The 24,786-nt window shown below is 68.7% G+C and carries 18 protein-coding genes; 7 read left to right on the top strand and 11 right to left on the bottom strand.

The annotated features are described in order from the left end of the window. Positions 1–83: 83 nt before the first annotated feature. Positions 84–1,418 carry an erythromycin esterase family protein gene (locus tag ACFOYY_RS17780; protein WP_386190345.1) on the bottom strand — a complete coding sequence of 445 codons (1,335 nt, stop codon included), beginning with the start codon at positions 1,416–1,418 and terminating at the stop codon, positions 84–86. Between the two features lie 397 nt (positions 1,419–1,815). Here ACFOYY_RS17780 and ACFOYY_RS17785 point away from each other — a divergent pair, with 397 nt between their 5' ends. From ACFOYY_RS17785 to ACFOYY_RS17795, 3 genes are all read left to right on the top strand, one after another. Further along, complete coding sequence (locus ACFOYY_RS17785; protein ID WP_352012997.1) at positions 1,816–2,757, top strand: YihY/virulence factor BrkB family protein; 942 nt, start codon at positions 1,816–1,818, stop codon at positions 2,755–2,757. A 117-nt stretch (positions 2,758–2,874) separates the two neighbouring features. Next, entirely contained in the window at positions 2,875–3,939 is a 1,065-nt protein-coding gene (locus ACFOYY_RS17790) for a cobalamin-independent methionine synthase II family protein (RefSeq protein ID WP_386190346.1), read from the top strand. Positions 3,940–4,022: 83 nt separating this feature from the next. Then, on the top strand, positions 4,023–4,313 hold the full coding sequence (locus ACFOYY_RS17795; RefSeq protein ID WP_352012999.1) for a DUF1330 domain-containing protein: 291 nt from the start codon (positions 4,023–4,025) through the stop codon (positions 4,311–4,313). Positions 4,314–4,335: 22 nt separating this feature from the next. Here ACFOYY_RS17795 and ACFOYY_RS17800 read toward each other — a convergent pair whose 3' ends face one another. The 6 genes from ACFOYY_RS17800 to ACFOYY_RS17825 all read right to left on the bottom strand — a co-directional run bounded on the left by ACFOYY_RS17800 (position 4,336) and on the right by ACFOYY_RS17825 (position 13,402). Further along, a complete protein-coding gene (locus ACFOYY_RS17800) occupies positions 4,336–5,046 on the bottom strand; it encodes an SDR family NAD(P)-dependent oxidoreductase (RefSeq protein WP_386190347.1) in 711 nt (236 codons plus the stop codon). Positions 5,047–5,202: 156 nt separating this feature from the next. Next, a complete protein-coding gene (locus ACFOYY_RS17805) occupies positions 5,203–7,182 on the bottom strand; it encodes a Xaa-Pro dipeptidyl-peptidase (protein ID WP_362777563.1) in 1,980 nt (659 codons plus the stop codon). Positions 7,183–7,282: 100 nt separating this feature from the next. Then, positions 7,283–8,293, bottom strand: a complete 1,011-nt coding sequence (locus tag ACFOYY_RS17810) for a glycoside hydrolase family 6 protein (RefSeq protein WP_386190348.1) — start codon at positions 8,291–8,293, stop codon at positions 7,283–7,285. An 8-nt stretch (positions 8,294–8,301) separates the two neighbouring features. Beyond that, positions 8,302–10,323: a galactose oxidase-like domain-containing protein gene (locus tag ACFOYY_RS17815; protein ID WP_386190349.1), complete on the bottom strand. Its 2,022-nt coding sequence runs from the start codon at positions 10,321–10,323 to the stop codon at positions 8,302–8,304. After that, positions 10,320–12,032, bottom strand: a complete 1,713-nt coding sequence (locus tag ACFOYY_RS17820; RefSeq protein ID WP_386190350.1) for a glycosyltransferase family 2 protein — start codon at positions 12,030–12,032, stop codon at positions 10,320–10,322. The genes ACFOYY_RS17815 and ACFOYY_RS17820 overlap by 4 nt, the downstream gene beginning before the upstream one ends. Positions 12,033–12,289: 257 nt before the next feature. Then, the gene (locus ACFOYY_RS17825; protein ID WP_362777556.1) at positions 12,290–13,402 is read right to left on the bottom strand and encodes an MBL fold metallo-hydrolase; all 1,113 of its coding nucleotides are present in this window, start codon (positions 13,400–13,402) and stop codon (positions 12,290–12,292) included. Positions 13,403–13,727: 325 nt separating this feature from the next. Between ACFOYY_RS17825 and ACFOYY_RS17830 the strand changes: the two genes are divergently transcribed. Then, on the top strand, positions 13,728–14,993 hold the full coding sequence (locus tag ACFOYY_RS17830; RefSeq protein ID WP_362915750.1) for an MFS transporter: 1,266 nt from the start codon (positions 13,728–13,730) through the stop codon (positions 14,991–14,993). Here the strand turns inward: ACFOYY_RS17830 and ACFOYY_RS17835 are convergent. After that, complete coding sequence (locus tag ACFOYY_RS17835; RefSeq protein ID WP_362777551.1) at positions 14,981–15,280, bottom strand: MTH1187 family thiamine-binding protein; 300 nt, start codon at positions 15,278–15,280, stop codon at positions 14,981–14,983. The genes ACFOYY_RS17830 and ACFOYY_RS17835 overlap by 13 nt on opposite strands. Before the next feature lie 76 nt (positions 15,281–15,356). Between ACFOYY_RS17835 and ACFOYY_RS17840 the strand changes: the two genes are divergently transcribed. Genes ACFOYY_RS17840 through ACFOYY_RS17850 form a run of 3 tightly spaced genes read left to right on the top strand, consistent with a single transcriptional unit; the run spans position 15,357 to position 17,607 of the window. Next, a complete protein-coding gene (locus ACFOYY_RS17840; RefSeq protein WP_362915752.1) occupies positions 15,357–16,028 on the top strand; it encodes an endonuclease V in 672 nt (223 codons plus the stop codon). Between the two features lie 28 nt (positions 16,029–16,056). After that, a complete protein-coding gene (locus tag ACFOYY_RS17845; protein WP_352013009.1) occupies positions 16,057–17,037 on the top strand; it encodes an ankyrin repeat domain-containing protein in 981 nt (326 codons plus the stop codon). Between the two features lie 21 nt (positions 17,038–17,058). After that, positions 17,059–17,607: a hypothetical protein gene (locus ACFOYY_RS17850; protein WP_352013010.1), complete on the top strand. Its 549-nt coding sequence runs from the start codon at positions 17,059–17,061 to the stop codon at positions 17,605–17,607. A 271-nt stretch (positions 17,608–17,878) separates the two neighbouring features. Here the strand turns inward: ACFOYY_RS17850 and ACFOYY_RS17855 are convergent, their stop codons facing one another. From ACFOYY_RS17855 to ACFOYY_RS17865, 3 genes are all read right to left on the bottom strand, one after another. Next, entirely contained in the window at positions 17,879–18,097 is a 219-nt protein-coding gene (locus ACFOYY_RS17855; protein WP_386190351.1) for a hypothetical protein, read from the bottom strand. Positions 18,098–18,320: 223 nt separating this feature from the next. Then, a complete protein-coding gene (locus ACFOYY_RS17860; protein ID WP_386190352.1) occupies positions 18,321–21,281 on the bottom strand; it encodes a hypothetical protein in 2,961 nt (986 codons plus the stop codon). Between the two features lie 24 nt (positions 21,282–21,305). Continuing rightward, complete coding sequence (locus tag ACFOYY_RS17865) at positions 21,306–24,404, bottom strand: golvesin C-terminal-like domain-containing protein (protein ID WP_386190353.1); 3,099 nt, start codon at positions 24,402–24,404, stop codon at positions 21,306–21,308. Positions 24,405–24,786: the final 382 nt, after the last annotated feature.

Genomic DNA, 24,786 nt, shown 5'->3' on the forward strand with positions numbered 1-24,786 from the left:
CGTTCCTTCCCTTCGCGTACCGCGTCTTCCCGGCCGGATTCAGCGGCCGTTCCGGCTCCGTGCGCCGGGAGCCTCAGGCGTCCTCACAGCGGATCGGCCGCCTTGACGCGGTGGAGGTGAACCACGATGTCGTACGCCTGGCCCAGGGCCAGTGGTGCCTTGAGCATGTCGGGCAGGTAGGTGGCCGGCACGGTGAACGTCGGGCGGGCGGTGCCGAGCCACTTCCGCGTGGCCGGGTCGCGCTCCGCCTGGCGCAGGCTCACGTAGTAGTCGCGATGGCGCACCTTGTCGAGGATGTGCTCGTTGCTGTCCGGCCCCGCAACCCCCGTGTCGAAGTTCTCCGCCTTGCCGTTGTCGGGATTGATGGCCCGGAATCCGCCGCTGTGGATGGAGGTGCCGATGGCGACGTAGGAGCGCCCGGCCATGGCACGTAGCCGGGCCCCCTGGGTGACGGGGTAGTGCTGCGGGAAGGGGGAGAGGTAGGTCACGTGCCCGTTGTGCGCGGCGGCCACGATCTTCAGACCGGTTTGCCGCTTCCACCACATGGTGTTCTCCGCCATGAACCGGTCGCGGTTCAGGTGCAGTTCGGACCCCTCCGAGGCGTACACCTTGGTCATCTGGTGGATGACGCGGGCCTCCTGGAGCACGTAGGGGTCGACCTTGGCGGCCTTCTCGACCAGGTGGTAGGCGGCTTCGGCGTCCTCGGCCACGGCCTTGAGCCGCTCCGGGGGAAGAGCCGTCAGCGCGTCGACCCGTTCCTTCGCACCACCGGGAAGGGCGAGCAGCTTCGCGTAGCGGCGGCGCAGTTCGGGCAGGATCGAGGGCTCGTGCTCCTCGGCCCAGTCGAGGATCCGCCGGTACTGCTGCGGGTGGACGTCACTGAGGTCGAAGCCCATCACCCGGAGCTTGGTGCGGGCGGTGCGGTTGTAGTCGCGCATCCAGGAGTACAGGTCCAGCCACTCCTCGGTGCTCCACACGCCGCCGGTGGTCTCGCCCTCCTCCTTGAGGATCGTGCGCAGGTCGCCCTTGCCGGTGCGCACGTACTCGTCCAGGCGGACACCGGCCGACCAGGGCGCCTCCAGGGCGAGGGTGGTGAAGCCCTGTGTGGTCGCCAGGTGCCGGAACAGCCGGTGGCGCAGGGTGAACAGCTCCTTGGAACCGTGGGTGGCCTCGCCGATTCCCACGATCTCCGCGTCACGGACCAGCGCCGACAGCGCCTTCAGATCGTGTCCCGGCGTGTCCGGTCGGGTGCCGCGCAGTGGGTGGGCGTGACGCTCAAGGCCCGCGACGACCCGCTCCTCCGATGTCTCCGACGCCGGTTTGGGAGCGGCCAGGGCGGGAGTGGCCAGCGCGGGGGCCGCCACGGCGCCCAGGGCGACCGCCACCAGCAGGCCGCGACGCAGGGGAGTCTTCCTCATGGGTGTTCCTTCGGTCGGTGTCACCGGACGCTCATCAAACTAGGGATCGGCGCCGGGCCTTTCGATCCGGCGGGCCGGTCCATCGTGGTGGCGCTGACCCCACCCCCCGTCGGGGGGACGACACGCCGGACGAGGCTGTTCGCACCTTGGCCGCCCCCGGTACCCGGGACACGCCATCAGCACGAACGGCCCCGGCACAACGGCCGGGGGACGTCCCCGATCTCCTGCGCCGTAGGGGACAAAAGCCCGGAAAGGCCGCGTGCGACGGGGTGTCGGGGTGCCGTTGGGAGCGGGGCTTCTGCCAGACTTCCGGGATGATTCCGTCGCGTTCCGTGACATCCGGCCCCTGGCCACACCCCCTGGGACGTGCCGCACGGCCCCGGGGCGAGGCCCTGTCATGACGGTCGTCAGCTTCACCGGGCGCCTGTCCGGAAGGATCACCCAGGCGTGGGCACGGGCCCGCCGCCGCCACGGATGGCTCGACCATCTGGCGCGCGCCGCCGTGCGCTACGACCAGGTGGACGGCGGGCGCCTGTCCGCGGCGCTCACCTACTACTCGTTCTTCGCCGTCTTCGCGCTCGGCCTGCTCGGGTTCGCGATCATCGGGCACGTCCTGGACACGCCGGAGGTCGTGCGGGCCGTACAGGACTATCTGAGTGAGAACTTCCCGCGCCTGGACGTGGCGGCGTTGCGTGAGGCGCAGAGCACGGCCGGGATGATCGCCCTCGTCGGCCTTCCGCTGACCGGCCTGTTCTGGATGGACACGCTGCGCTCGGCGATCAGGGCCATCTGGCGCCTGGAGCAGTATCCGGGCGTGCTCCTTCTGCGCCAGCTCATCGACCTGGGGGTGCTGGCCGGGCTGGGACTGCTGCTCTCCCTGACGCTCACCCTGGCGTTCGTCACCGGGGAGATGCTGAGCTGGCTGGTCGCGCACACCGTGGGCACCGACGACGCCCCGGCCAAGTGGCTGCTGTCGGCCGCCGCCTTCCTGATCGGGCTCGGGGTGAACACGCTGCTGGCGTTCGCCCTGCTGAGCGGGCCGCCGAGGCTGCGACTGCCCCCGCGCAGGGCGATCGGCCCGGCCCTGCTCATCACCGTCGGGCTGGAGATCCTCAAGTCCCTCGGCCAGCTCTACATCGGCATGACCGCGGCCAACCCGGCCTACCAGGTCGTGGCGGGCGCCGCCGCGATGCTCGTCTTCCTCAAGCTCCTCAACCAGCTCGTCCTGTTCGCCGCGGCGCTCACCGCGACCGGCGGGAACGGCCGCGTCATCGACCTGACGACCGGCAGGGCCGTACCGCCCGCCGTTCCTCAGGGGCGGGACGGCGACGCGCCGTGAGTGGGGCCAGGTGCGCGGATGTTCCACATCCGTGGGCGGAGGTTCCACATCTCGGGGCGTAATCATCTCCACCGACGAGTGATTGATGGAACACGTATCGTTATCTACGCTCGCGGCATGACGATCCCCACCGAACCGATCGGCAGCATCCCCCGGCCTCCGGAACTGCTCGCCGCGCTGGCCGGACACGCCGACGGCCGGATCGGCGACGAGGAACTGGCCGCACGGCAGGCCGAGGCCGTCGCGGAGACGATCACACGCCTGGAGGGGACCGGATCCCCCGTCCTCGTCGACGGCGAGCAGTCCAAGCCGAGCTTCGCCACCTATCCGATCGCCGGCCTGGCGGGGCTGCGCCCCGACGGCGCCGTCATCCCCTTCGCCGACGGCCACACCCGGCAGCTGCCGTGCCTGACCTCGGGCCCGTTCCGCTACGCGGTGCACGCGGAGAAGTACCTCAGGCAGGCCAGGAGCCACACGGGCCTGCCGGTCAAGCAGGCGGTCATCGCCCCGTCCGCGCTGAGCCTGCTCTACCCGGCCGACGGCATCGACGACTATCCGCGCAAGGCCTTCCTCGACGACCTGGTCGACGAGGCGGAGGCGGACATCCGAGGCTGCCTGGAGGCGGGCGCGCACGCCGTGCAACTCGACTTCACCGAGGGGCGGCTCTCGCTCAAGCTCGACCCGAGCGGCGGGCTGCTCGGGGACTTCGTCGAGCTCAACAACCGGGTCCTCGAACGCTTCAGCCAGGAGGAGCGGGCCAGGATCGGCGTGCACACCTGCCCCGGCGGCGACCTGGACTCCACCCACAGCCTCGACGTCGACTACGCGGACCTGCTGCCGACGCTCTTCCGGCTGCAGGCGGGCAACTTCTACGTCCAGCTGGCCGGTGAGCCGGACCAGGAACGGGTGCTGAGCCTCATCGGCGGCGCCCTGCGCCCCGGCGTCAGGGTCTTCGTCGGCGTCATCGACCCGATCGACCCCCTGGTCGAGACGGCCGAGCAGGTGCGTGACCGGGTGCTGGCCGCCGCCCGCCACATCCCCGCCGACCAGCTCGGCACCTGCGACGACTGCGGGTTCTCCCCCTTCGCCGACGACACCTCGACCTCCCGCGACACCGCGTTCGCCAAGATCACCGCGCGGGTGCGGGGGACCGCGCTGGCCGCCCGGGCCCTCGGCCTGTGACGTCCCGCCGGTGAAGGCCGGGGCGTTCCGCGGCCCCTCCCCGCGGCGGGGACCGCGGAACGCCTCCCGGTACGGTGAGGCCCATGACCGCATATGTGATCGCGAAGGTGAAGGCGACCGGCGACGAGGAGGAGCTGGCCGAGTACCGCGCCCAGGTCCAGGCGACCCTCGAACCGTACGGCGGCCGCTATCTCGTACGGGGCGGAGCCGTCGAGGTCCTCGAAGGCGACCCCGAGCCCGGCCGGATCGTCGTCCTTGAGTTCCCCGACGCCGAGACCGCCCGCGCGTGGAACGACTCCCCCGAATACCAGCGGATCGCCCCCCTGCGGATCCGCAACACCGACAGCGACCGCCTGATCGTCACCGGGCTGTGATCTCGGGCGATCTCGGGCGGCCTCAGGCCCCGTGGACGACCTCGTGCTCCCACTCCTGACGCGGCTGGGTGTGCAGCCGCCAGTAGTGCTCGGCGATGTCGTCCGGGTCGTAGTCCGTCCCCGGGGCGACCACGCCCCCGACGGTCACACTGGCCACGTGGACGCCCGAGGTTCCGTAACGCCCGTCGAGCAGCACGACCAGCGTGCGCACCCCGGCCTTGCTCAGCGAGAGGCTCACGTAGTCGGGCTTGGGCTCGGGCATCCCTCCGGTGACGATGAACGAGCCGCCGCCGCGCCGGGCCATCCCGGGCGCGACGTGCGCGGCGGCGGTGAGCGCCCCGATGACGTTCACCGACCAGATGTCCAGATGCTCCCGTACGGACAGCTCACCGGGCTCGTCCGGGCGGACGATCGCCGCGTTGTAGACCACGGCATCCGGCGGGCCGATCTCGGCCGCCGCCGTGTCGAGGGCCTCCCGCAGCGCCGTCTCGTCGGCGCTGTCCGCCGTCAGGGCGACCACCCGGACCCCTGCCGGGGCGATCGCCTCGGCCACCGCCTTCACGGTCCTGTCCGTACGGGCCACCAGGGCGACCGGCAGTCCCTCCCGCGCGAACCGCGCCGCCACCGAGCGCCCGATCCCCGGCCCCGCGCCGATGACCACCACGCCTCCCGGCTCCGCCTTCGCCGGCGCGGGTTCGGACGCCCCGTGCCGGCGCCCTCCCTCGTCGCTCATCCGTTTCGCTCCCCTCACGTCTCAGTCCAGGCGTCGGCGTGCCCGGTTGATCGTTGACCATGGTGCGCCGCCGACCGCGAGAGGAGGGTAAAACCTTCACATTGATGTGAAGGTCAAGGGTTTGCGCCCTCCGGCAGGGCCGGAGGGCGCGTTCCGTCAGCCGAGGGCGCCGCGGCCCCCGACGAGGGGAAGGGTGACCGAACCCGCACCCGGTTCGACCGAGACCCTGGTCCCCGCAGGGAAGCGCAGGGTGAAGTCACGGTCGGTCGAGATGAGCACGACGCCGATCCGGTGGCCGGGCTTGACCACGTAGTCGCTGGGCTGCAGGTCGAAGTCGAAGTCGTAGAACCTGCCTTCCTTCAGCAGTTCGGTCCTGGCTGCGGAGTGGCGGTTGCGCACGTCGAGCCAGCCCCTTGTGATGATCTTGTAGGGGGCTGTCTCCGTGACGTGCCTGGCCAGGTAGGAGCAGCCGGTGTCCCCCGGCACGCCCTGTCCGTAGCAGACCGGCTCCTGGCCGAAGACCACGCCGCCGGTGGCACGGGTGTCGGTGCCGTAGTCGACGAGCAACGCGGTCAGGTACGGCGAGCGTCCCGCCGCGAAGGCCGCCTTGACCCGCACCTTCGGCGTGCCGGACAGGCGCACCTGCCCGCTCACCGGCTCCGACAGGTAGGCCAGCCGGTTCGGATCGGTCGTGGCGACGTCCTGGGCGAGCTGACCGGCGGTGCGGCCGCCCTGGTCGGTGAAGGACTCGACGGCGCGGCCGTGCGAGCGCCGCGGGCTCAGTGTGCCGTTGCGGCCGCCCGTCCCCGCGCCGAGGTTCAGCCGGACGTCGCGGGTGCCGGGAAGCGGCCAGGTGGCGTACTGGGCCCACTGGTCCGGCCCCGACTCGACGTCGGCCCTCGGCTCGTCCAGGATGCCGTTGCGCAGGCCGTACAGGTAGAAGTCGAACCAGTGGTGCAGCTGGCGCAGCCACTCGGCGTTGCGGGCGGCGAAGGAGAAGGGGTTGAAGTGGGGGCCCTGGTGCAGCCAGATCTTGCGCTGCACCCCCTGGGCGGCGAGGGCGTTCCACCACTGGACGGTCTGCTTGGTCTTGACGTTCCAGTCGTTGAGCCCGGCGACCGCGAAGACGGAGGCGCGGACCCCGCGCACGTGGTTGAGGTAGTCGCGCCGGGCCCAGAACGGGGAGTAGTCCCCCGTCACCCGGTCCTGGTCACGTTCGATCGAGTCGACCAGAGCGCCGCAGGCCTGCTCGGCGTTCTGTCTGGTCAGGACGTAACGGGCCAGGATGTCGGTGTCCTCGCCCTGGTAGCCCCCGGGGGCGACCACGCCGCCGTTGGCGCGGTAGTAGTCGTACCAGGAGGAGATCGCCGCGATCGGCACGATGGTCTTGAGACCCTTGACCCCGGTCGCGGCGACGGCGTTGGCGAGCGTGCCGTTGTAGGAGACGCCGATCATGCCGACATTGCCCGTCGACCAGTCGGCGCGGACCTGGCCGCCCGAGGCGTCGAAGGCCCGGGCTCTGCCGTTGAGCCAGTCGATCACCGCCTTGGGCCCGGCCGTCTCGTTCTCCAGGCCGGAGGTCGGGCACCCGGTGGCCCGCCCGGAACCGAGGTTCTCCACCAGCACGACGGCGTAGCCGCGCGGGACGAAGTAGTTGTCGTAGTAGCCGCGGAAGGGCGGCGCGACCGCCCTGGAGGTCGGGGGACGCTCCTCGGAGCCGAAGATCGCCTCACCCATGCCGTCGAGCTTGTTGCGCCGGTAGTCCATGCCCGAGGGATCGGAGGCGTCGAGGTCCACCGTGTGGTTGACCACGGTGTTGGTGCCCGCGTAGTAGGGACTGGACTCCATGATGACCGGGACCTTCAGCCCGGACGCGGTCTCCCTTGGCCGCATGATGTCGACGGCGACCCGGTCGGGGCTGCCGTCACGGTCGCTGTCCACTCCGGCGACCTCGACGAACACGGTCTCCGTCAGGGCGTCGGCGCGTGAGTAGACCGGCTGGGTCTCCTCGTTCACGACCGGGGCGGACGACGAGGAGGGCATCGGGGCGGCCGCGGTTCGCGCGGCCGCCGCGGGCATGACGCCGGAGGGTACGGCGACCGCCATGGCGATGAGGACTGTCTTCCATCTGTTCATCGAGGGGGACTCCCGAAGGCCGATGAAGATTGACAACAGTTGTCAATGTCCAGCAGTCGGAACTTCACCGACAAGATCCGGGAGGTAACGAATTCACTGACTACTTGGCGTTACGTACCAACTCCAGTGCGTAGTCATGGAACCATGTTCCGGGCGCGGGCTCGCCCCGGTGGCACTCGCCGTCCGACTCACCGGGTCGTTTGACCCACAGGAAGGCGTCCACCCGCTCGCGGCCCGTCCGGGTGGTCGGCGCCGTGCCCAGGGCCCGGCCCGCCGGGTTGCACCAGGCGTCGTCACCCTGCGCGCCCTGTGGCGACCCGTTGCCGTTGCGCGAGGTGTCGATCACGTACGGCGCCCCGCCGAGCGCGTCGGAGAGCCGTCCCGCGACGGCGACGCTCTCCTCGACGGTGAAGAAGTTGCTGACGTTGAAGGCGAACCCGTCGGCCGTGGCGACCCCGGCGCGCCGCATCGGATCGACCCAGGCCCCGGGGTCCCTGATCCAGCCCGCGTTGCCCGCGTCGAGGTAGACCCTGGTTCTCGGCTGCTTCTTGAGCGTCTCGACGGCGTCCCTGAGCAGGTCGAGCCGTTCATCCGCCTTGCCGCCCTTGGTGCAGTTGTCGAGGATGTGGGCGAGCGCGTCCGGTTCGAGGATGACCCAGGCGGGCCGGTCGGCGACGCCCTCGGCGAAGCGGCGGATCCAGGAGCGGTACTCGTCGGGGTTCGCGGCGCCGCCCGCGGAGAACTGGCCGCAGTCGCGGTCGGGGATGTGGTAGGCCACCAGGACCGGCACCTGGCCCGCCTTGGCCGCCTTCTCCGTGACGGCCGCGACCCGGGATGAGGGGTCGGCGTCGCCGATCCAGACGGCGTTCGGCCGTTCGGCGATCCTGCCGATCAGCTCCGCCTCCTGGGTCTTGCCCTCCTCGCGCAGCCTCCTGGCCTCCCTGGCGGCCGCTCCCTCGTCGTCCACGTAGAAGCGGACGTCCTCCCCCGCGGCTCCCGCGCCACTTCCGGTGGAGGCGGGCGGTCGTACGGCTGACGGCTCCGGGGCCGCCGTACAGGCCGTCGCCAGGGCGAGGGCGAGCGCGGCGGCGGCGCGGCCGTAGCTGTTCATCGGGCTCCTCAGGCTCGACCGTCCAGGACGTGGACCCAGCGGGCCTGGGACGGTGTTCCCTTTTGCGTGACTCCGAACATCATGTACCAGCCTGGCGGCATCAGTGCGGGGTTGGAGGGGAGCGTGACGATTATGCCGCTCGACACCCGGGTGAAGTCGATCTTGATGGAGCGCTGCTCGACGTCCGTGACGTGGGTGACCGCGCTGGGCCGCATGAAGCGCACCTCGGTGATGCGCTCGGCGTCGGGGGTCTTGAAGCCCGCCTTTCCGCCCAGCTTCACCTGCTGCCTGCCGTCGGTGAACACCGGACGCGACTCGCCGTTGTGCAGGTAGGGAGGGGTGTACACCTCAACCCGCTGCTCGAAGCTGCCGGGGACCGAGCCCTCCCCGTTGCCGAAGAGCGGATCCGAGCCCATGCTGAGCACCCGGCCGTCGGGAAGCAGCAGGCCCTCGGCGTGGTAGTTGCGGCCGACGGCGGGTGCCGCGGCCTGCCGGAAGGCGTTGACCCGCGGATCGTAGAACTCCGCCCGCAGGATGTTGCTGTCCCCTCTGCCCCGGTAGTCGCTCGAACCGTTGAAGGTGAACACGGTGTCGTCCGGCAGCAGTACCGCCGAGGAGTAGCGAACGGGGTGGGAGAGGTCGGGACCGCGGACGTAACGGGGCGCGGGCTGCTCGAAGTCGATGATGGCGGTCCGGTCGGTCGCGTTCTTCTGGCCGGGCTGGCGCTCCCCGACCGGCCCTCCGCCCAGCACCATGATCTTCTGGTCCTGCGCGGGAGGCAGCAGCACCGAGGCTCCGGTCTCGTTGAGCTCGGGTTCGGGCAGGCCGGGCACCGGGGTGAAGGCCTCCATCTCGTCCGGCGCGAGGCCGCCGGGCGCCCCGGGGGTCGACACCAGACGGTCGGTGTCGTGGCGGTAGTCCCACACGCCGGGGGGACGCATCGACAGCTGGCCGGGGCCGTACCCCGCGCTCATCCCGGAGAAGAAGAGCGTGTCGTCGTCGAGCAGGAACAGCGCGGGGTAGGTCGGGAAGAAGCGCCGGGGGCCGGGGCTCCACTTCTTCGTGGCCGGGTCGTAGATCTCGTTGTCCCTGGTGACCTTCCCGACGGTGTCGAGCCCGGAGACCGTCATCACCCTGCCGTCCGGCAGGGCCGTCAGCGTCGGGTACCAGCGGCCCTCGGCCATGTCCGGGACCCTGGTGTACCGCTCGGTCACGGGGTCGAACTCGAAGGCGTCCTTGATGCCCTGGAAGTCCTGCTTGTCGAGCGTCATACCGCCGCCCATGGCGTACAGGTTGCGCTTCTCCCTGTCGGTGGTCAGTCCCTGGATCTCGTACTTGACGGAGCCGTCGGCCGCGTTGATCACCCCGATGGCGCCCTCGGCCACCGACTCGGCGAACACCTTGGTCTCACTGGGCGTGACCCGCGCCTTGCCGCGCACCCCGGTCTCGGTCTTCGTCGCGGGCGGCACCATGATCATGGAGGTGGTCCGGTAGAGCCGCCCGTCGGGGGAGGCGACCAGTGTGCCCGCGGGCAGGTGCTTGGTGATGTGCGGGTTCTCGTTCTTCACCACCAGCGGCCCGGCCGCCCGTTTGACCTTGTCCTTGAGCACCTCGAAGCGCAGCGTGCCGCCCGCGATGAGCAGCTTGCCGTCGGGCAGCATGACGTGCCCGGAGCAGAAGAGGTCGACGGGGGTGTCGACCAGCTTGAACTCGCCCGGCTCTCCTGGTTTGGCCGGATCCCAGAGCAGGGTTTTGAAGGTGCCCTTGTCGAAGTTGACGATGTTGTTGCCGGAGCCCGCGACGATGAGCACCTTGCCGGTGTGCAGCAGCGCCGCGTGGATGGCGTTCACCTTGAACCGCTCGGGGATGTTCAGGAAGCTCCAGTGGCCGTGGCTCGCCTTGTAGTCGTCCCGGTTGATCCGGTAGTCGTGCCACTCCCGGTAGGCGAACCCCGCGACGGCCGGCAGGTTGACCCCCACGACGACGGTCACGATCGCGGCAACGACCAGGTTCTTGCGCAGCCTGCTCATCGGCCTCTCCTAGAGGTCCACGCCCAGGCGGCCATGGGCCCCAGGCAGATCACGAGGGCGAGAACCCCCCAGAGCGTCATGGCCACGTGCAGGTGGCCGGTCCAGAAGACGTTGAGCAGCAGGCCCCCGCCGAACACCGCCGCCCACCACAGGTGGATGCGGAAGGTCGCGACCTGGTCCGGACTGGCCGAGTCGCCCTTCGGGGTGACCACGAACCGGCTGGGGCGCCGCAGCGCGGCCCCGGCGAGCGAGGCCACGTAGATGGGCGCGGACAGGGCCGACATCACCATCCCGGCGACGCCGGAGGAGCCCTCGGGCTCGTGCGGGCTGACGTTGTGCCTGCGGTTCCAGGTGTAGAGCATGATCTGCAGCAGTGCGGCGTCGCCGTACAGCATGAGCCACATGTCCATCGGCACGGTCACGCCCGAGCCGCCGACCGCCATGAACAGCACGGCGCTCAGCCCGGCCAGCAGCCAGTTGAGCGCGGACATGGGGTAGAACGTCACCATCAGCGTGTAGTTGAACAGCCTGCCGGGCGACAGACGCGGGACGGCCCGCCAGAACTGGGTCAGCAACGTCTCGTAGGTGCCCCGGCTCCAGCGCAGCTGCTGGCTGAAGAAGTCGGTCCACGACGTCGGCCCCTCTCCGACGGCCAGTACGTCGGGGGTGTAGACCGACGTCCAGCGCCGTCCCGTCTCCGGGTCGCGGGCGCGGTGGAACTCGATGCCGGTCGCCATGTCCTCGGTGATCGAGTCGTACAGTCCGCCGATCTGCCTGAGCGCCCTGATCCGCACGGCGTTGTTGGTGCCGACGAACATCGGCGCGCCGTACCGGTTGCCCGCGCGCTGGATCAGGGAGTGGAAGAGGAACTGCTGGCTCTCGGCCGCCTTGGTGACGCCGAGGGTGTAGTTGCCGTAGACCTGGGGGCCGACGACGAAGGCGACCGTGGGGTCGCGGAAGTAGCCGAGCATGCGTTCGCAGAACTCCGGCAACGGCACGTGGTCGGTGTCCACCGAGACGAAGAAGTCGTAGTCGTCGCCGTGAGCGGCCAGCCAGCTGTTGTAGTTTCCGTGCTTGGTCCTCGCCCTGAAGGGCCCCCTCGGCTGGTTCCACTCGGGCACGCCCTTGCGGGTGAAGTGGTGCGCGCCCAGCCAGTCACACAGCTCGTGGATCTCCGGGTCGTCGCCCTCGTCCAGCAGCCACACGTCGAACACGCCCTGGTGACGGATCTTCAGCGCCGCGGTCAGGGTACGCCTGACCATCTCCAGCGGCTCCTTGCCCGGCACGCAGGTGGTGATGAAGGCGACCCTGCCGCCGGGCTCCGGCCTCACCGGTACCGGGTCCCTGGCCGCGAGCATGGCGTGGACGTTGGAGACCACGCTGACCAGCCGGAACAGTTCGATGAGGGCGATCGCCACGAGCATGACCCGGTCGGCGACCGGCAGGTACCACGGGAGCCCGCCGTAGGGGTCCGGACGCTCCGTCCAGTGAGCGGGCAGCAGCAGCCAGACCATCAGGGTGAACTCGACCAGCAGCGCGGCGACCATCAGCAGCACCGCGCGCACCCGGTGCGGCTCGCCCGCCAGCAGTGAGCGGTAGCGAACCCGGTACGGCTCGCCGGGGTCGGGCTCGGTCATCGGCCCGGCCAGCCTGCTGAACCGCTCGTAGTCGTAGAGGGCGCGCCTCGCGGGTCCGGTGCCGACGCTCATCGCATCGGTGACCTCACCACGCGCATGCGGAACACCGGCACTGTCCCCCCAGGCAGATCACATGGGCCACCCTGCCTGAAGGCACGGCCGTCACCGGCCCATAGAACGATAAAGGATGACCCATCATATTCTCAGCGGTAAGCCAGGCATCACCTGTCACATGAGGTTCTGCACCGTTCCAGAAGACTCTCAGATTCTTCATGGAACGGTCCGGAAACTACCAAATCCACACCCCGGCCGGTTGGCCGGGGTAAAGGTCACCCGCCCAGCAGCTCCCACCAGCCGTCCGGGGCGGGAGCGTCGCCGACGTCGATCCGCTCGCCGGGACGCGGGACGACCACGCGGACGTCCCTGGCCTTGGCCTCGCGCCACAGACGGTCGGCGGGCTCCGCCCACGGATGGAAGGCCAGGGTGAAACTCGCCCAGTGCACGGGCAGGAGCAGCTCGCCGCCCAGGTCGAGGTGGGCCCGCACCGCCTCCTCCGGGTTCATGTGAATGTCCGGCCAGTTCGGGCTGTAGGCCCCGACGGGCATGAGCGTCAGGTCGAAGGGACCGTGCGCGGCGCCGATCCCCGCGTAGCCGTCGAAGTATCCGGAGTCTCCGGCGTAGAAGACCCGGTGCCGCTCCCCCGCGACCACCCACGACCCCCACAGCGTCGTGTCACGCCTCAGGGTGCGCCCGGAGAAGTGCCGGGCGGCGGTCGCGACGAAGCGCAGGCCCGCCACCCGCGTCTCCTCCTCCCAGTCGAGCTCGACGATCCGCTCCCCTGGCACACCCCAGCGCTCCAGGTGCGCGCCGATGCCCAGCGGGACCAGGAAGGGGGCCCGCTGCAGGGCGGTGAGCGCGCGGACCGTCGCCATGTCGAGGTGGTCGTAGTGGTCGTGCGAGATCACCACCGCGTCCAGGGCGGGCAGGCCGACCAGCGACGCGGGCATCGGGTGCAGCCGTCTGGGGCCCCCGACCGGCGCCGGGGAGCACCGCTCGCTCCACACCGGGTCGAACAGCACCCGCCGCCCCTCGATCTCGACCAGCGTCGTGGCGTGGCCGTACCACAGGGCACTGAGACCGTCCTCGGACGGCGGGACCAGGGGGGAGCCCACCACCGGGACACGCCCCGGAGGACGGCGCCCGTCACGGTCGCGAAGCAGTTCGCCCAGGAGCTTCACCAGGTCGCCCCTCGGCATCGCCGTACCCGGGACGGAGTTGTGGAAGGCGCCGTCACGGAACCTCGGTGAGCGGCGCATCCGCTCCAGCCGCTCGCCCGCCGCCCCGCCGCCGAGCGCGGCCGGGACGTCCCGCAGCGCCCACCCCACGGCCGCCAGCGCCAGCCCGCCCGCGACCAGACGCCCGGCCCGCCCGTTTCCCGCCATTCGCCCACACCCTCACAACACTCCAGAAACGACTCCGATCCCCTAACTCGCGAAGCCCCGGCCGGTGTTCCCGGTACGGCCGCGGAGACCTCCGGCCTTTCGGCGTCCTTTTTGGAGGTGAAGGTCCTTGCGGGGGGAGCGTGGCCTCATTCCAGCTGATACGCTCCGCCTCGGCAGCGGATCGCTCTGCTCCGCCTCGGCGATCCGCCGGCCTTCTCCACCGGACAGTGCGGTCCGGATTATCCAGGAACACGTTCACTCGTCAGAAATGACGGGATTCACGACCACCTCATCTGTGCACAAACCAGCGCAACAAGGATGGGCGATGAAATCGAACGATGTACGGACCGATGCGAGCGGCCGCGCTCGCCGCCCCGCGCTGATGCTCGCGGTCGCCACGACGGGGTTCACGGTGAACTTCTGGGCATGGGCGCTGCTCAGCCCGCTCGGCCCGCAGTTCAAGCGGACGCTCTCCCTGTCGGCCTCCCAGCAGGCGCTGCTGGTGGCGGTTCCGGTGGTCATCGGCTCCCTCGGCCGGATTCCCGTCGGAGCCCTCACCGACCGGCTCGGCGGCAGGGTGACCTTCCCGCTCGTCTCGGCCGCCGCCGTACCGCCGGTCCTGTTCGTCGGCCTGGCCGGGCAGCGGTCACTGGCGGCGCTGCTGGCCGGCGGGCTCTGCCTCGGCGTCGCCGGGACGATCTTCGCCGTCGGCGTGCCCTTCGTCGCCTCCTGGTTCCCGCCAGAGCGCCGTGGCCTGGCCGTCGGCGTCTTCGGGATCGGCATGGGCGGCACGGCGATCAGCGCCCTGACCACGGTCGGGCTGACCCAGGCGGGCGGTCCCGCGGCGCCCTTCCTGCTCACGGCGGGCGTGCTGACCTGTTACGCCGTCGTCGCCTGTCTCGTCCTGCGGCACCCTCCCGGGCACACGGCCCGCACCCCGATGAGGGCACGGCCCTCTTCTGCGCCCTTGAGGTCGTCGGGCATGGCCGCCGCGCTGCGGCTGCCGATCACCTGGCAGGCGTCCGTCCTGTACGCGGTGGCCTTCGGCGGATACGTCGCGTTCTCGGTCTACCTGCCGGTCTACCTGCAGACGGCCTACGGCCTCGAACAGGCGGACGCCGCCCGCAGGATGGCCGGGTTCGTGCTCGTCGCGGTTCTGGCGCGCCCCCTGGGCGGCTGGCTGTCCGACCGTTCGGGACCGCTTCCCGTCCTGGTCACGGTCTTCGCCGTGCTCGCCGTCTGCGCCACGACGCAGGCGTTCACCCCGTCCCTCGCCCTCACCGGCACGGTCGCCTTCCTGACCATGGCCGCGGCCTTCGGCACGGGCAGCGGGGCCACCTTCGCCCTGGTCACCCTGGTCGCCCCGGCCGATCTGGTCGGCTCGATCACCGGCCTGGTCGGCGCGGCGGGCGGCCTGGGCGGGTTCGTCCCGCCACTGGTGATGGGACTCGACTACGGCAGGCTCGGCTCCTACGGCCTGAGCCTGGCCCTGCTCGCGGTGGCCTCGCTGGTGACCCTGCTGCTGACGGTGACCACGGTCCGCTCGACGGTCCGGCGCCACTCCTCCCCCGCGGGGTGTCAGGCGAGATAGTCCTCGACGGTGGCGACCTTGGCGTCGAGACCGCCGTCCCGGCCCCGGCGGATGTCGGCCTTGAGCACGAGGCTGACCCGTCCGCACCGGGCCTCGACCGCGGCGACCGCGTCCCGCACCACGGCCATGACCTCCTCCCAGTTCGCCCCCTCGACGGTGGTGAACATCGCGTCCGTCCGGTTCGGCAGTCCCGAGGCGCGTACGACCCGTACGGCCTCGGCGACGAGCTCCCCGACGTCCTCCCCGGTGCCGATCGGAGTCACGCTGAACGCCACAAGAACTGACATGTCACTCTCCCTCGCGTCCTGGGATGTCCCGCCCTGGAGTACGGCGTCACGCGTCAAAAATAGCGATCATGTGTATATGAAGGCACGAACGCCCCGCACCATCGCCGAAGCCGAGGCGATCCAGGACGAGCTGCGGCCACTGGTCGACCTGACGGGTCCCGGCCCGCTGCGGCCCGCCAGGGTCGCCGGGGTGGACGTGGCCTACGAGGGGGAACGGCTCTCGGCGGCCGTGGCCGTACTGGACGGGACGACGCTGGAGGTCGTCGAGCAGGTCGTCGTCGGCGGCCGGGTGGCCTTCGACTACGTGCCGGGGCTGCTCGCCTTCCGGGAGATGCCCGCGCTCGTCGAGGCACTCGGACGGCTGAGCGCTCCGCCCGACCTCGTCGTCTGCGACGGGTACGGCCTGGCCCATCCCCGCAGGTTCGGCCTGGCCTGTCACCTGGGGGTGCTGACCGGCCTGCCCACGATCGGCGTCGGGAAGACCGCCTTCGTCGGCTCGTACTCGGCTCCGGGCACCACGCGGGGATCGTGGAGCGACCTGGTCCTGGACGGCGAGGTGGTCGGACGCGTGCTGCGCACCCGGGACGGCGTCAAACCGGTCTTCGTCTCGGTCGGCCACCGCGTGGACCTCGAAACCGCCTGTCACAACGTTCTCGCCCTGACCCCCCGGCACCGCCTGCCGGAGACGACTCGGATCTCTGACCGGTTGTCACGTATGGGTTTGATCGAAAATGTCGCCTTCGAGTGATTTGATCCTGTCATCGCGAAGAGATGGGGTGACAGTGGGCGACATCGAGTGGAGTGAGATCACCGGCGCGTGGAGCGACACGAACCTGAAGGAGATCCGCGAACGGCTGGCCGAGGGTTTCGACCCCGGGCAACGGCTTCCCTGGCTGGACTCGACGCCCCTGCACCAGGCCGCCCAGGAGGGCGCGGTCCGGGTGATCGGGCTGCTGCTGGCCGCGGGGGCGCGGGTCGACGCGACCGACGGCGACGGGGTGACCCCCCTCTGGGAGGCCGTACGGCACGGCCAGGACGAGGCGGTCAGGCTGCTGCTGGCGGCGGGCGCCGACCCGTGGAGGCCGTGCATCGCCGGGCGTTCCCCCGGCCTCCAGGCGCTCTTCACCGAACTGGCCGACCTCTTCGCCCACCTGCCCGGCGCTCCCCGGATCGGCCCGAACCTGCGGGAGATCCAGGAGACCGTGGACGAGATGATGTTCTCCTACGAGGACTACCACGAGGAGTTCTGCATCGCGTTCGTCGGCGGCGTCACCGAGGAGGAGGTGGTCCGCCGCCTGGGGGCGGTGCCCGAGTGGTGCCCGCCGATCAGGGGCGGGGAACTGCGGCTGGCCGAGCGCGAGTCCCCCCTTGAGACCGTGCGGATCGCGAGCCCTCCCGGCGGTGGCGTCGTGCTCTTCCAGGCCGAGGGCATACTGCCGGTGCACGACGCCGTCGCCCGCCGCGTCACCTCGGGCGGCGGAGTCCTCGCCGGGGGCTTTCCGCTGACCAGCGGCTCGATCGACATATGGCGGGACGGCGTCAGCGTGGCCAGGCCGTCGGTGCACGAACAGCTCGGCGACGACAGTCCGGTCGAGCTGTGGATGTGCCGGTTCGGCGACTGCGGGGCGCACCCGTCCACCTCGACGGAGCGGGCCCTGGCCCTGATGACGCTGCTGACCGCGACCTACATCACCGAGGAATGGCTGTGGAACACGCCCACGCGGGTGGTCCCCGTTGAACTGCGTCAGACGAGCTGAGGTGGATAGAGTCACAAAATCATGAAAAAACACACCATGACCACGCTGTGGGACGAGATTCCGGACGACGCCGACGATCTCCTCGTGGTTCGTGGCGGGTTCAGACGCTACCTGTGCCTGTGCGGCAAACACCTGGCCGACCGCGACGCCGCCGAACTGCACGCCATGGAAACCAACCAGTGCACCACCTGCCTGGGCACCACGACCGAGCAGATCACCCCGAACTTCTCCCAGCCCTGCACCTCGTGCGCGGGAACCGGCAAACGCAAGGCGCAGCTCAGCTGGGAACTCGCCTACGCCGAGGCCGAAGCCGTGATCACCGTGGAGCTCGTCCGCAAGCTGATCACCCCGCTGACCGAGCCCTTCCGGCTCTCCCAGGTCGCGGACGCCGTACGCGCGACCCTCGAACTGCCCGTCGGCCGGCTGCCGGTCGGCCCCCGCGTCCGCGACGTCCTGCGCGGGCTTGAGGCCAACGGCGAACTCGTCCTGGTCTCCGCCCCCGACGAACTCCTGCGCGGCACCACCGTCGTCCTCTACCGCGACCCCTACTGGCAGCACGCCACGGAGTGAGCGGCGCGAAACGCGGAATCGACAGCCGGAGAACCTACGGGCCGTCCTCCGCCTATCGTGTCCCCGGCGAATCCGGCCGAGGGGCCCTGGTGACCGGAGCACTCACAGCATGGGCGGGAGACAGAAAATTCCGCCCGTGCTCCGCGCCGTACTCCGTCAAAACGATCAATCGGAGCGGTCCGGCGCTCTCGTCACCGGGTTAAACAGGAGCGGCCCGTCCAGTTTTTCTCCTGCGCCCGTGCGCCAGGCCGGCGTTGTGCCGAGGCCTGCCTCAGGTGGGGAACACGCTCGGGGAGCGGCTCTCCGCCGAGCCCACCGACCAGGTGCGCCCGTTGCAGACCGGCCCTTCGTAGTCGTAGCGCCTGCCACTGGCCGATACGGCCGAGAGGTCGTTACGCGGCGAGGGCCCAGCCGGGCAGTCGCCGGGCAACGCGCTCTGCTTCCTTTCTCCCGGAGAGAGCGTCGCGTACACGATTCCGTTCCATGTCACGACGACCGTTTCCCCGGTCCCATTAGTGATCGTGAAAAGCTCATCCCGCCCGATCTGGCAGGCGCTCAGTTGGAGACATACCAGGATGATCAGCCCGACGCCCGTCAGGGCACGTCTTCGAGCGCCAGATGCCGATGTCCTCACCTCGTTCTCCTTCCCAGGGGCGGCCGGAAGGCCCTCACGGGTCCGACCGGTCGCCCCGCGATCGTATCGAGTCAGGATGTCAGGGCACCGTCGTGGAGAAGAACGCGGTCGTCGGGACATCGACGAAACGCGGGTACTGGTTGTCGGGGAAGTAGTAGCCGCGAGCCCAGCACGCGACGTTCGTCGCGCTCGTGCTGACGGTGTAGGAGATGGAGACCTTGCCCGTGTCGGACAGGATGTTCTGATGGACCCTGGCTCCATACACCGCGGCGTACTTGGGGTTCGTCTGTGTCTCCGGCGGCGTGTACAGGTCCACCTGGGCCGATCCGAAACCCCATGCGGTCGAGGAGGGAACCGCGACGATCTTTCCGGGCGTCTGGGCCGCGGGGGTGTGGTGCACCAGCCAGAATCGGCCGTTGAGCCGGATCACACTGAAGTCCACCTCGGTCTTCGGGACCAATGGTTTGGCGGCGGAACACGACTCCACCCACTGGGCGGCTCCGCCACTTCCGGTCCCGGCGTAGTAATTCCAGTTGGCCTGGTTGGTGAAGGCCGAGGCGGTCGTCTGCGAGGTGCGGGCGAGGAACAGCGACTTCTCGGCGTTGGTCCCGTCGGCTTCCCAGCCGTAGATGTAGGTGTAGCCACCATCGTCGACGAGCGACGCTCCCCAGACAATGGGGTACGGGGGTCTGACCGAGCAGTCATCGAGATTGGCGGGAGTGACCTGGAGAACATTGTCTGTCTCCAGGGCGTCGACCGGGAGCCGCGCGTAGGCACCGCGGGTGTCCTGGTCTCCTGTTCCCTCGTAGTAGAACTTGACCACCTCGTGTTTTGAGTCGGTGGTGGGAAGGACCTTCGAGTCTCCCGTCCAGTACTGGCCGCCCTCGCCCACCGGGGTCTTCGCGTAACGTGACCAGAAGTCCGTGCTGGGGTCGGTTTCCTTGCAGGTGCTTCCTCCGGTGACGGTACGCAGGGTGGATCCGTCCTGAACGACCATGGAGTTGCGAATGTAGCTGGTCTCGTTCCCGGCACCTCGCTTGGCCGGGTCCCCGAGGAAGGTGTCAGAGAAGAACCAGGCCCGTTTGCCGCTGGGCAAGCGAGTGGACTGCACCGCATCCCCACCGCTCCAGTCGGCGCATTTGGCGGAAGTCGCCTGGTTCGTCCACATGGTGTTGAGCGCGTTATTGGGCTGGGCCGCGGTTTCGGCGGTCATGGTCGCGTTCCAGTCGAGCTGTGCCACGTTCACGTAGGAGTCAGCGGTGCCGGATTCGGGGGCCAGGTCGGTGCGTGTCGCGATCAGCGTCGCGACCTCGCCGGGGGCGACCGCAATGCTCACTTGTCCGCTGGTGTCCTCCCTGGGGTCCAGACGACTCCACCGGGACGGCGTCGCGGATGGCTTTCCGGCCGTGGCGGGCCAGGTCACGAGGAAGTATCGGAACTGAATCTGCGGGATCGACTGCGCCCCGAACTGCAGGGTCAGCCTGCTCTGCCCGCTGGAGGGGCCGGTGAACTCCAGGTAGGTCGTTCCGCCGGGGTAGACCTCGACCGATCCGTTGGCGGATCTTCCCCAGGCCAGAGCCTGCTCGCTGGACCGTTTCGGCCGTCCAAGCCAAGGCGCGAGCTCAGAGCTCCACCGACTTGTCGCGTGGGGGTCGCGGTATCCCACCGGGGAGCCGATGAAACGGTTTAGATCGGGCACGTCGGCAGTCAGCCGGTAGTTCGCCAGAGCGAACCCTTGGAGCAAGATCGGTAGTTGAAGGTTGTAGCCCTCCACGACCTGGGCTATCGAACTGATGGGAAGGTCGAAGGGGATCTCCTCCCATGTGTGGCGGACGAAATCCATGTCGGTTTGTTCCGTCAGGTACTGGGCCAGGAGGAAGGCACCGTACTGCCGTTTGTGCGCCTGCCAGGGCCAGGTACTCGCGTTGACGGCTCGTTCCGGGTTGCCGAGGAACTCATCGAGCGCGTAGCTGTATATGTCCCAGCCCGGCGCGGACGGATTGACCAGGTTGTACATCCGGTGCGTGGCCCATTCCGCCGTCGCCTCCATCCACCAGTTGACCGAGGGCAGGTCGACGATAACGCTGAGGAGAGGCAGGTAGTAGTACTGAGTCGCGTGGAAAAGCTCGTGGTAGGCGAGGTAGGTGTATCTGTCAGGCCCGGGATCTGAGGGAAGGATCATGATCACGCCGTCTTCGAGGCTGTCGCCGAAGGGGAGTGTCAGTCCCGGGTTGTTGTTCTCGTCGAAGCCGAAGAATATGTGAACTGGCTTCGACGGCCAGCCATATCCCCAGGACTCGTACGCGGCCCATGCCGTGGAAAGGGATCCCACGAAAGTGTCTATGGCGTCCGGCACGCCGTTCGTGTTGAGGTCGACGGCCGGGACGCCATCGAGCGGCTTGAGCCCGTCCACGCTGTAGTAGACGTTGATCTGCCTCGACAGATTGAGCGTTCTCTTACAGTCGAAATTGTGGAACAGGTACGAGTAGTCCCCCGCGTCGCAGTCCGGCCACGCGGAGGCGGCGTTCCGGGCGGACGCCGATGCGTTTTCCTGAGGTGGTTCGGACGTCACCGACAGGCCTGATGCATCGATCAGTCTGTTCGCGTTCTCCCGCTTCTTGTCATGCATCGAGAGCGCGTAGCCGAGCGCGAGTCCCGCCGAGGAGGGCAGTTCGGCCGCAGGACGGTACTCCTTCGGGAGGTCTCCCGGTCTCGCGACGCGTTTCAGGGAGAGGTCGATGTACTCCTCGGTGGATATCTTGTGCTTGGCCCATGCCTGGGAGAGCGGGTCAGCAGGACCGAAGTCGGCCCGTTTCCCGGTCAGTTCCTTGTGGAGCGCGCTCTCCTTGCGTTCAACACGGTGATAGGGCTTCGGGTCGTCAGGGGCCGGCGACGTCTTCGCCGAAGCGCTTCCCGGGCCGGAGCGCGCGCCGGTCGTGGCATTGGCCTGTGGCGAGGCCGAGGGAAGGAACACGGCCGACAGAACCGCGGCCAGCGCGATGGCGGCCGCTTTCCGCCGGGGGGCGCGGAAAAATCTCATGATTTACACCGTCTCCAAAGGGCGTCAGGGGCAGGAGGCCGGAGCGAAGGCGACGGCGTCGAAGACGACGCTCTCGTCCCCGGTGCCGTTGCCGTTGAGGGTGCTCAGCGAGACCTTGGGCGTACCGGAGAAGTTGAAGACACCGAGCGAGACCCAACGGTTGGCCTGCTGTCCTGGGTTCGCCTTGACTGGACGCTGTGTGATCACCCGGGCTCTGATGCCCTGTGCGGTGTGCACGTCGTAGCGTGCCTGGCGGGTGTACCCGTAATGGTCGGGCAGGTGGACGAAGATCTGCCTGAGTCCGGTTACCGGCTGGTCGAGCGTCCAGGTGCCGGTGACCCGCATCACCGCTCCGTTGTGGGCCGCGTTGCGGGTGTAGGCGAACCACTCGTGGCCGCCGAAACCGTTACCGAGTTGCTGGAAGTCCGCCTTCGCGGGTGCCTTTCCTTTGGCGTCCCTGCCGAATTCGAGGGTGAAGGTTCCCGAGTTGGTCCAGCCGCTGTTGTCACAGCCACCACGTACGGCGGGAGCCGTACGGGGGACGTCATCAACGATGAGAGCGCCGGACGGCAGCCCGGGGGTCAGGCACGGATACCAGAAGTCTCGTGGTTCTTCGCGCTCAGTGGATGCCCAGGAGGCGTCCGAGTAGCGGATGGTGCCCTCGTTCCCGCACTGGGCCGGGCAGCTCTTCCATGCTTTCGGAATATGCCACCAGCATTTGAGGTCCGCGCGCAGACACGTACCGGCCGGAGTGGCGGCTGGATTCTCCTGGTTGACGGTACCGGGCTGACAGTTGTTGTGTTCCGCGCCCGAGCCGCCCGGTGCGACGCAGAACGCACTCAAGTCGACGACGAAGAGGTTCGCTTTCTGGATCACCGGAATTATCGCGGAACGGTAATCGGTGTGATTCCACCAGGAGGGGTTGTATCCGGCCTGGTCCTGATACTTGCCCGCGGCGGTGTCCCAGTAGGTCTTGGTGATGGGCCAGGCCGCCCAGCCCAGCACCTTCTCCTGGTAGGGCCAGTACTGCGGAGTGGACGCATCTGCATAAGCATTGCCGTCCAGAAACGGATGCCGACCCGGTTTCCAGAAGGCGTTGGAAGGGTTGTTGGTCCAGCCGAGACCCCAGGCACCGTTGTTCGGCTTACCTTTGTCGTCGTTGCCATTGGCATCCGCCTTCGGATGCCAGCCGGAGTTGTATGCCCAGATCGCGAAGTACCAGTTCTCCAGCTTCGAGGAGCTGCCGTCGTTGGCGATCATCTGCCCGCCGGTGTCAGTGCGGATCTGGTTCCACTTCTGGGTCAGCGTGCGCAGGCCGGCTGCGATGTTGGTGACATAGTCGAGGGCCACGGCTTTCTGTTTGTCCGGCGGCCAGGCGACCTCACCGGTTCGCTCCGAACCGGCTTTACGCATCCCGTCGGTTTGCTGGGAGATGCCGTACCCGCAGTCCGCATCGGAGAAGTCGATCGTCCAGTCGTTGGCGGGGTCGGTGTCGTAGATGTTGACCCCGTAGTAGTTGCCCACCAGTGGGTTTCCTGTCTCGCCCTCGGAAACGCGCCGCTGCGCCTGCCAGAGGTTCGACTCCTGCGCCAGGATGCCAAGCATGATGTTCGTCGGGACCCGTCCGCCGCCTTGGAGGTCCTCGGCGGGGAACATCGCCTGCGGCGACCAGGCCGGCAGCCCCGACCCCTTCCAGTTCGCCGGCCGGGTCAGCGTCAGCCGTTTCTGCACCAGCTGGTCGACCGCCCACTCCACCTGACGCCAGTGAGGCTGATACGTCTGGAGCTTCGGATCGTTCCGCGGCACCGAGCACGTGTGACCTACGTCAACCGGGTCCTCCGCGGCCAGGGGCGCACCTGCTCTTCTGGTCGCCTTCTGCCCCATGGCCTGAGCGAGCCTGGGATTCGCCAGCCTTCCCGTGCTGATCTTCGGTGTCGTCCTCGCCTCCGGTGCCACCTCGAAGTCGAGCTTCGCCTGTGTCGCGGGAACCTCCGCCTTCACGTCGATGGGCTCGGGGGCCGCGCTGTTCCCGCCGACCCCGTCGATTCCGGTGTCCTTCGGGTCTCCGCGAAGTCCTCCACGCAGGCCACGCCGGGCGGCGGCGGTGACCACGAGTCCTCCCCGGGAGGAGACCTGGCCGTCAGCCGGGGCGTCAAGGACGGTCACCGTGCCGGGCAGGCTCCGGACCTTGTCCGCTTCACCGACGAGGAAGACCCTGCCGCCGCCTCCCGCGTGGACCGACAACCGTCCGAGGTCGCCTGTGGCCAGGGTCTGGGTCGTGCCGTCGCGGTGATAGCGGACCGTCATACGGCCCGCGTCCGCCTCGGCGAAGACGACACCTCCTTGGTCGTCCACCCGGATGTCGAACGGGACAGAACCGGCCTTGGTCAGTGTCCTCGTCTTCCCCGCCCTGGAGACCGAGACGAGAGCCGCGTTCCTGGCAGCCACGTACCCGTCCCCGTAGGGGACCGCTGAGGTGACCTGTCCCGGGACCACCACTGGATCGGTGGACTTACCCGCTCCTGTCTCCACGCGGAGCAACCTGCTGGTGCGGTGATTCTCGTCGGCCCCCTGGGTGAGCGCGACGGCGTCACCCGCGCCACAGCCCGGGTTGAAATACGCCAGGGTCACCTGGTCTCTGAGCTTGGTGACCTCGCCGGTGCCGATGTCGACGACCGCGGCGAAGGCTCCCCTCGCGAAGAGTTCGGGCCGGTTGGTGAAATGCCGTGGAGCGTAGACGGCCATCACCCGGGTTCCCGCACCGGTCAGGCAGGCGTTGCCGATCCACTGATCGGTGTCCATTCCGGGTTCGCTGAGTGTGGCGACCGTACGCCACTGATAGCCATCGCTCTCCTTCGCGACCAGCACATGGAACCCGGTGGAGTCGCCCGCCGTGGCCAAGGCGACGTCCTTCGACTCCTGCCACCCCTTCGGCAGAACACGATCCCGCTGCTCAGGCGCCACATACGCGAGCTCGGCGGAGGAGTCGGGGGTCGATTGGGAAATCGTTCTTTCTGGATTTCGATTTTCTAACGTTTCAGCCGCGGCACCATTCAGTGGAGACATCGCCTGAAGAGTTAGAGCCGCGGCCAAAAACATGTTGAGAGCAATCCCGTTGAACACGGTCCGCAACATTTAATACCGCCAGAGTAAGGGGATGGGGGTCACGGAAAATCACCCCGACGATCACAGCTATCACACGGACAACCCTAGATCAACAGGACTTGACTAGAAAAATATCTTGCGTCCACAAACTCCGTGATGCATCATAAAGATGATCATCGCCGAGCCGCATCGCTCCGACTAGGGCAACGTTCGACCGTGTTCTCGGTAATTGCCAAAAAGGCGAACAGGAGTGGATCCATCAACCCTCGGGAAGAGGAGCGGAACAGGTCGCACATCGGCCTCCGACACAAAAACGTCACCAGAAGAAACCCCGACGGACCGACAAAACGTTCTCGACCACCGACCTTGATTCACAAGGTTGTGACTTTTTGAGAATCAG

Origin of the sequence: Streptosporangium jomthongense, from assembly GCF_042650425.1 — a bacterium.
GTDB lineage: Bacteria > Actinomycetota > Actinomycetes > Streptosporangiales > Streptosporangiaceae > Streptosporangium.

Coding starts and splice junctions, on each gene's coding strand:
- ACFOYY_RS17780 (WP_386190345.1), bottom strand. CDS start 1,418: ATGAGGAAGACTCCCCTGCGTCGCGGCCTGCTGGTGGCGGTCGCCCTG.
- ACFOYY_RS17785 (WP_352012997.1), top strand. CDS start 1,816: ATGACGGTCGTCAGCTTCACCGGGCGCCTGTCCGGAAGGATCACCCAG.
- ACFOYY_RS17790 (WP_386190346.1), top strand. CDS start 2,875: ATGACGATCCCCACCGAACCGATCGGCAGCATCCCCCGGCCTCCGGAA.
- ACFOYY_RS17795 (WP_352012999.1), top strand. CDS start 4,023: ATGACCGCATATGTGATCGCGAAGGTGAAGGCGACCGGCGACGAGGAG.
- ACFOYY_RS17800 (WP_386190347.1), bottom strand. CDS start 5,046: ATGAGCGACGAGGGAGGGCGCCGGCACGGGGCGTCCGAACCCGCGCCG.
- ACFOYY_RS17805 (WP_362777563.1), bottom strand. CDS start 7,182: ATGAACAGATGGAAGACAGTCCTCATCGCCATGGCGGTCGCCGTACCC.
- ACFOYY_RS17810 (WP_386190348.1), bottom strand. CDS start 8,293: ATGAACAGCTACGGCCGCGCCGCCGCCGCGCTCGCCCTCGCCCTGGCG.
- ACFOYY_RS17815 (WP_386190349.1), bottom strand. CDS start 10,323: ATGAGCAGGCTGCGCAAGAACCTGGTCGTTGCCGCGATCGTGACCGTC.
- ACFOYY_RS17820 (WP_386190350.1), bottom strand. CDS start 12,032: ATGAGCGTCGGCACCGGACCCGCGAGGCGCGCCCTCTACGACTACGAG.
- ACFOYY_RS17825 (WP_362777556.1), bottom strand. CDS start 13,402: ATGGCGGGAAACGGGCGGGCCGGGCGTCTGGTCGCGGGCGGGCTGGCG.
- ACFOYY_RS17830 (WP_362915750.1), top strand. CDS start 13,728: ATGAAATCGAACGATGTACGGACCGATGCGAGCGGCCGCGCTCGCCGC.
- ACFOYY_RS17835 (WP_362777551.1), bottom strand. CDS start 15,280: ATGTCAGTTCTTGTGGCGTTCAGCGTGACTCCGATCGGCACCGGGGAG.
- ACFOYY_RS17840 (WP_362915752.1), top strand. CDS start 15,357: ATGAAGGCACGAACGCCCCGCACCATCGCCGAAGCCGAGGCGATCCAG.
- ACFOYY_RS17850 (WP_352013010.1), top strand. CDS start 17,059: ATGAAAAAACACACCATGACCACGCTGTGGGACGAGATTCCGGACGAC.
- ACFOYY_RS17860 (WP_386190352.1), bottom strand. CDS start 21,281: ATGAGATTTTTCCGCGCCCCCCGGCGGAAAGCGGCCGCCATCGCGCTG.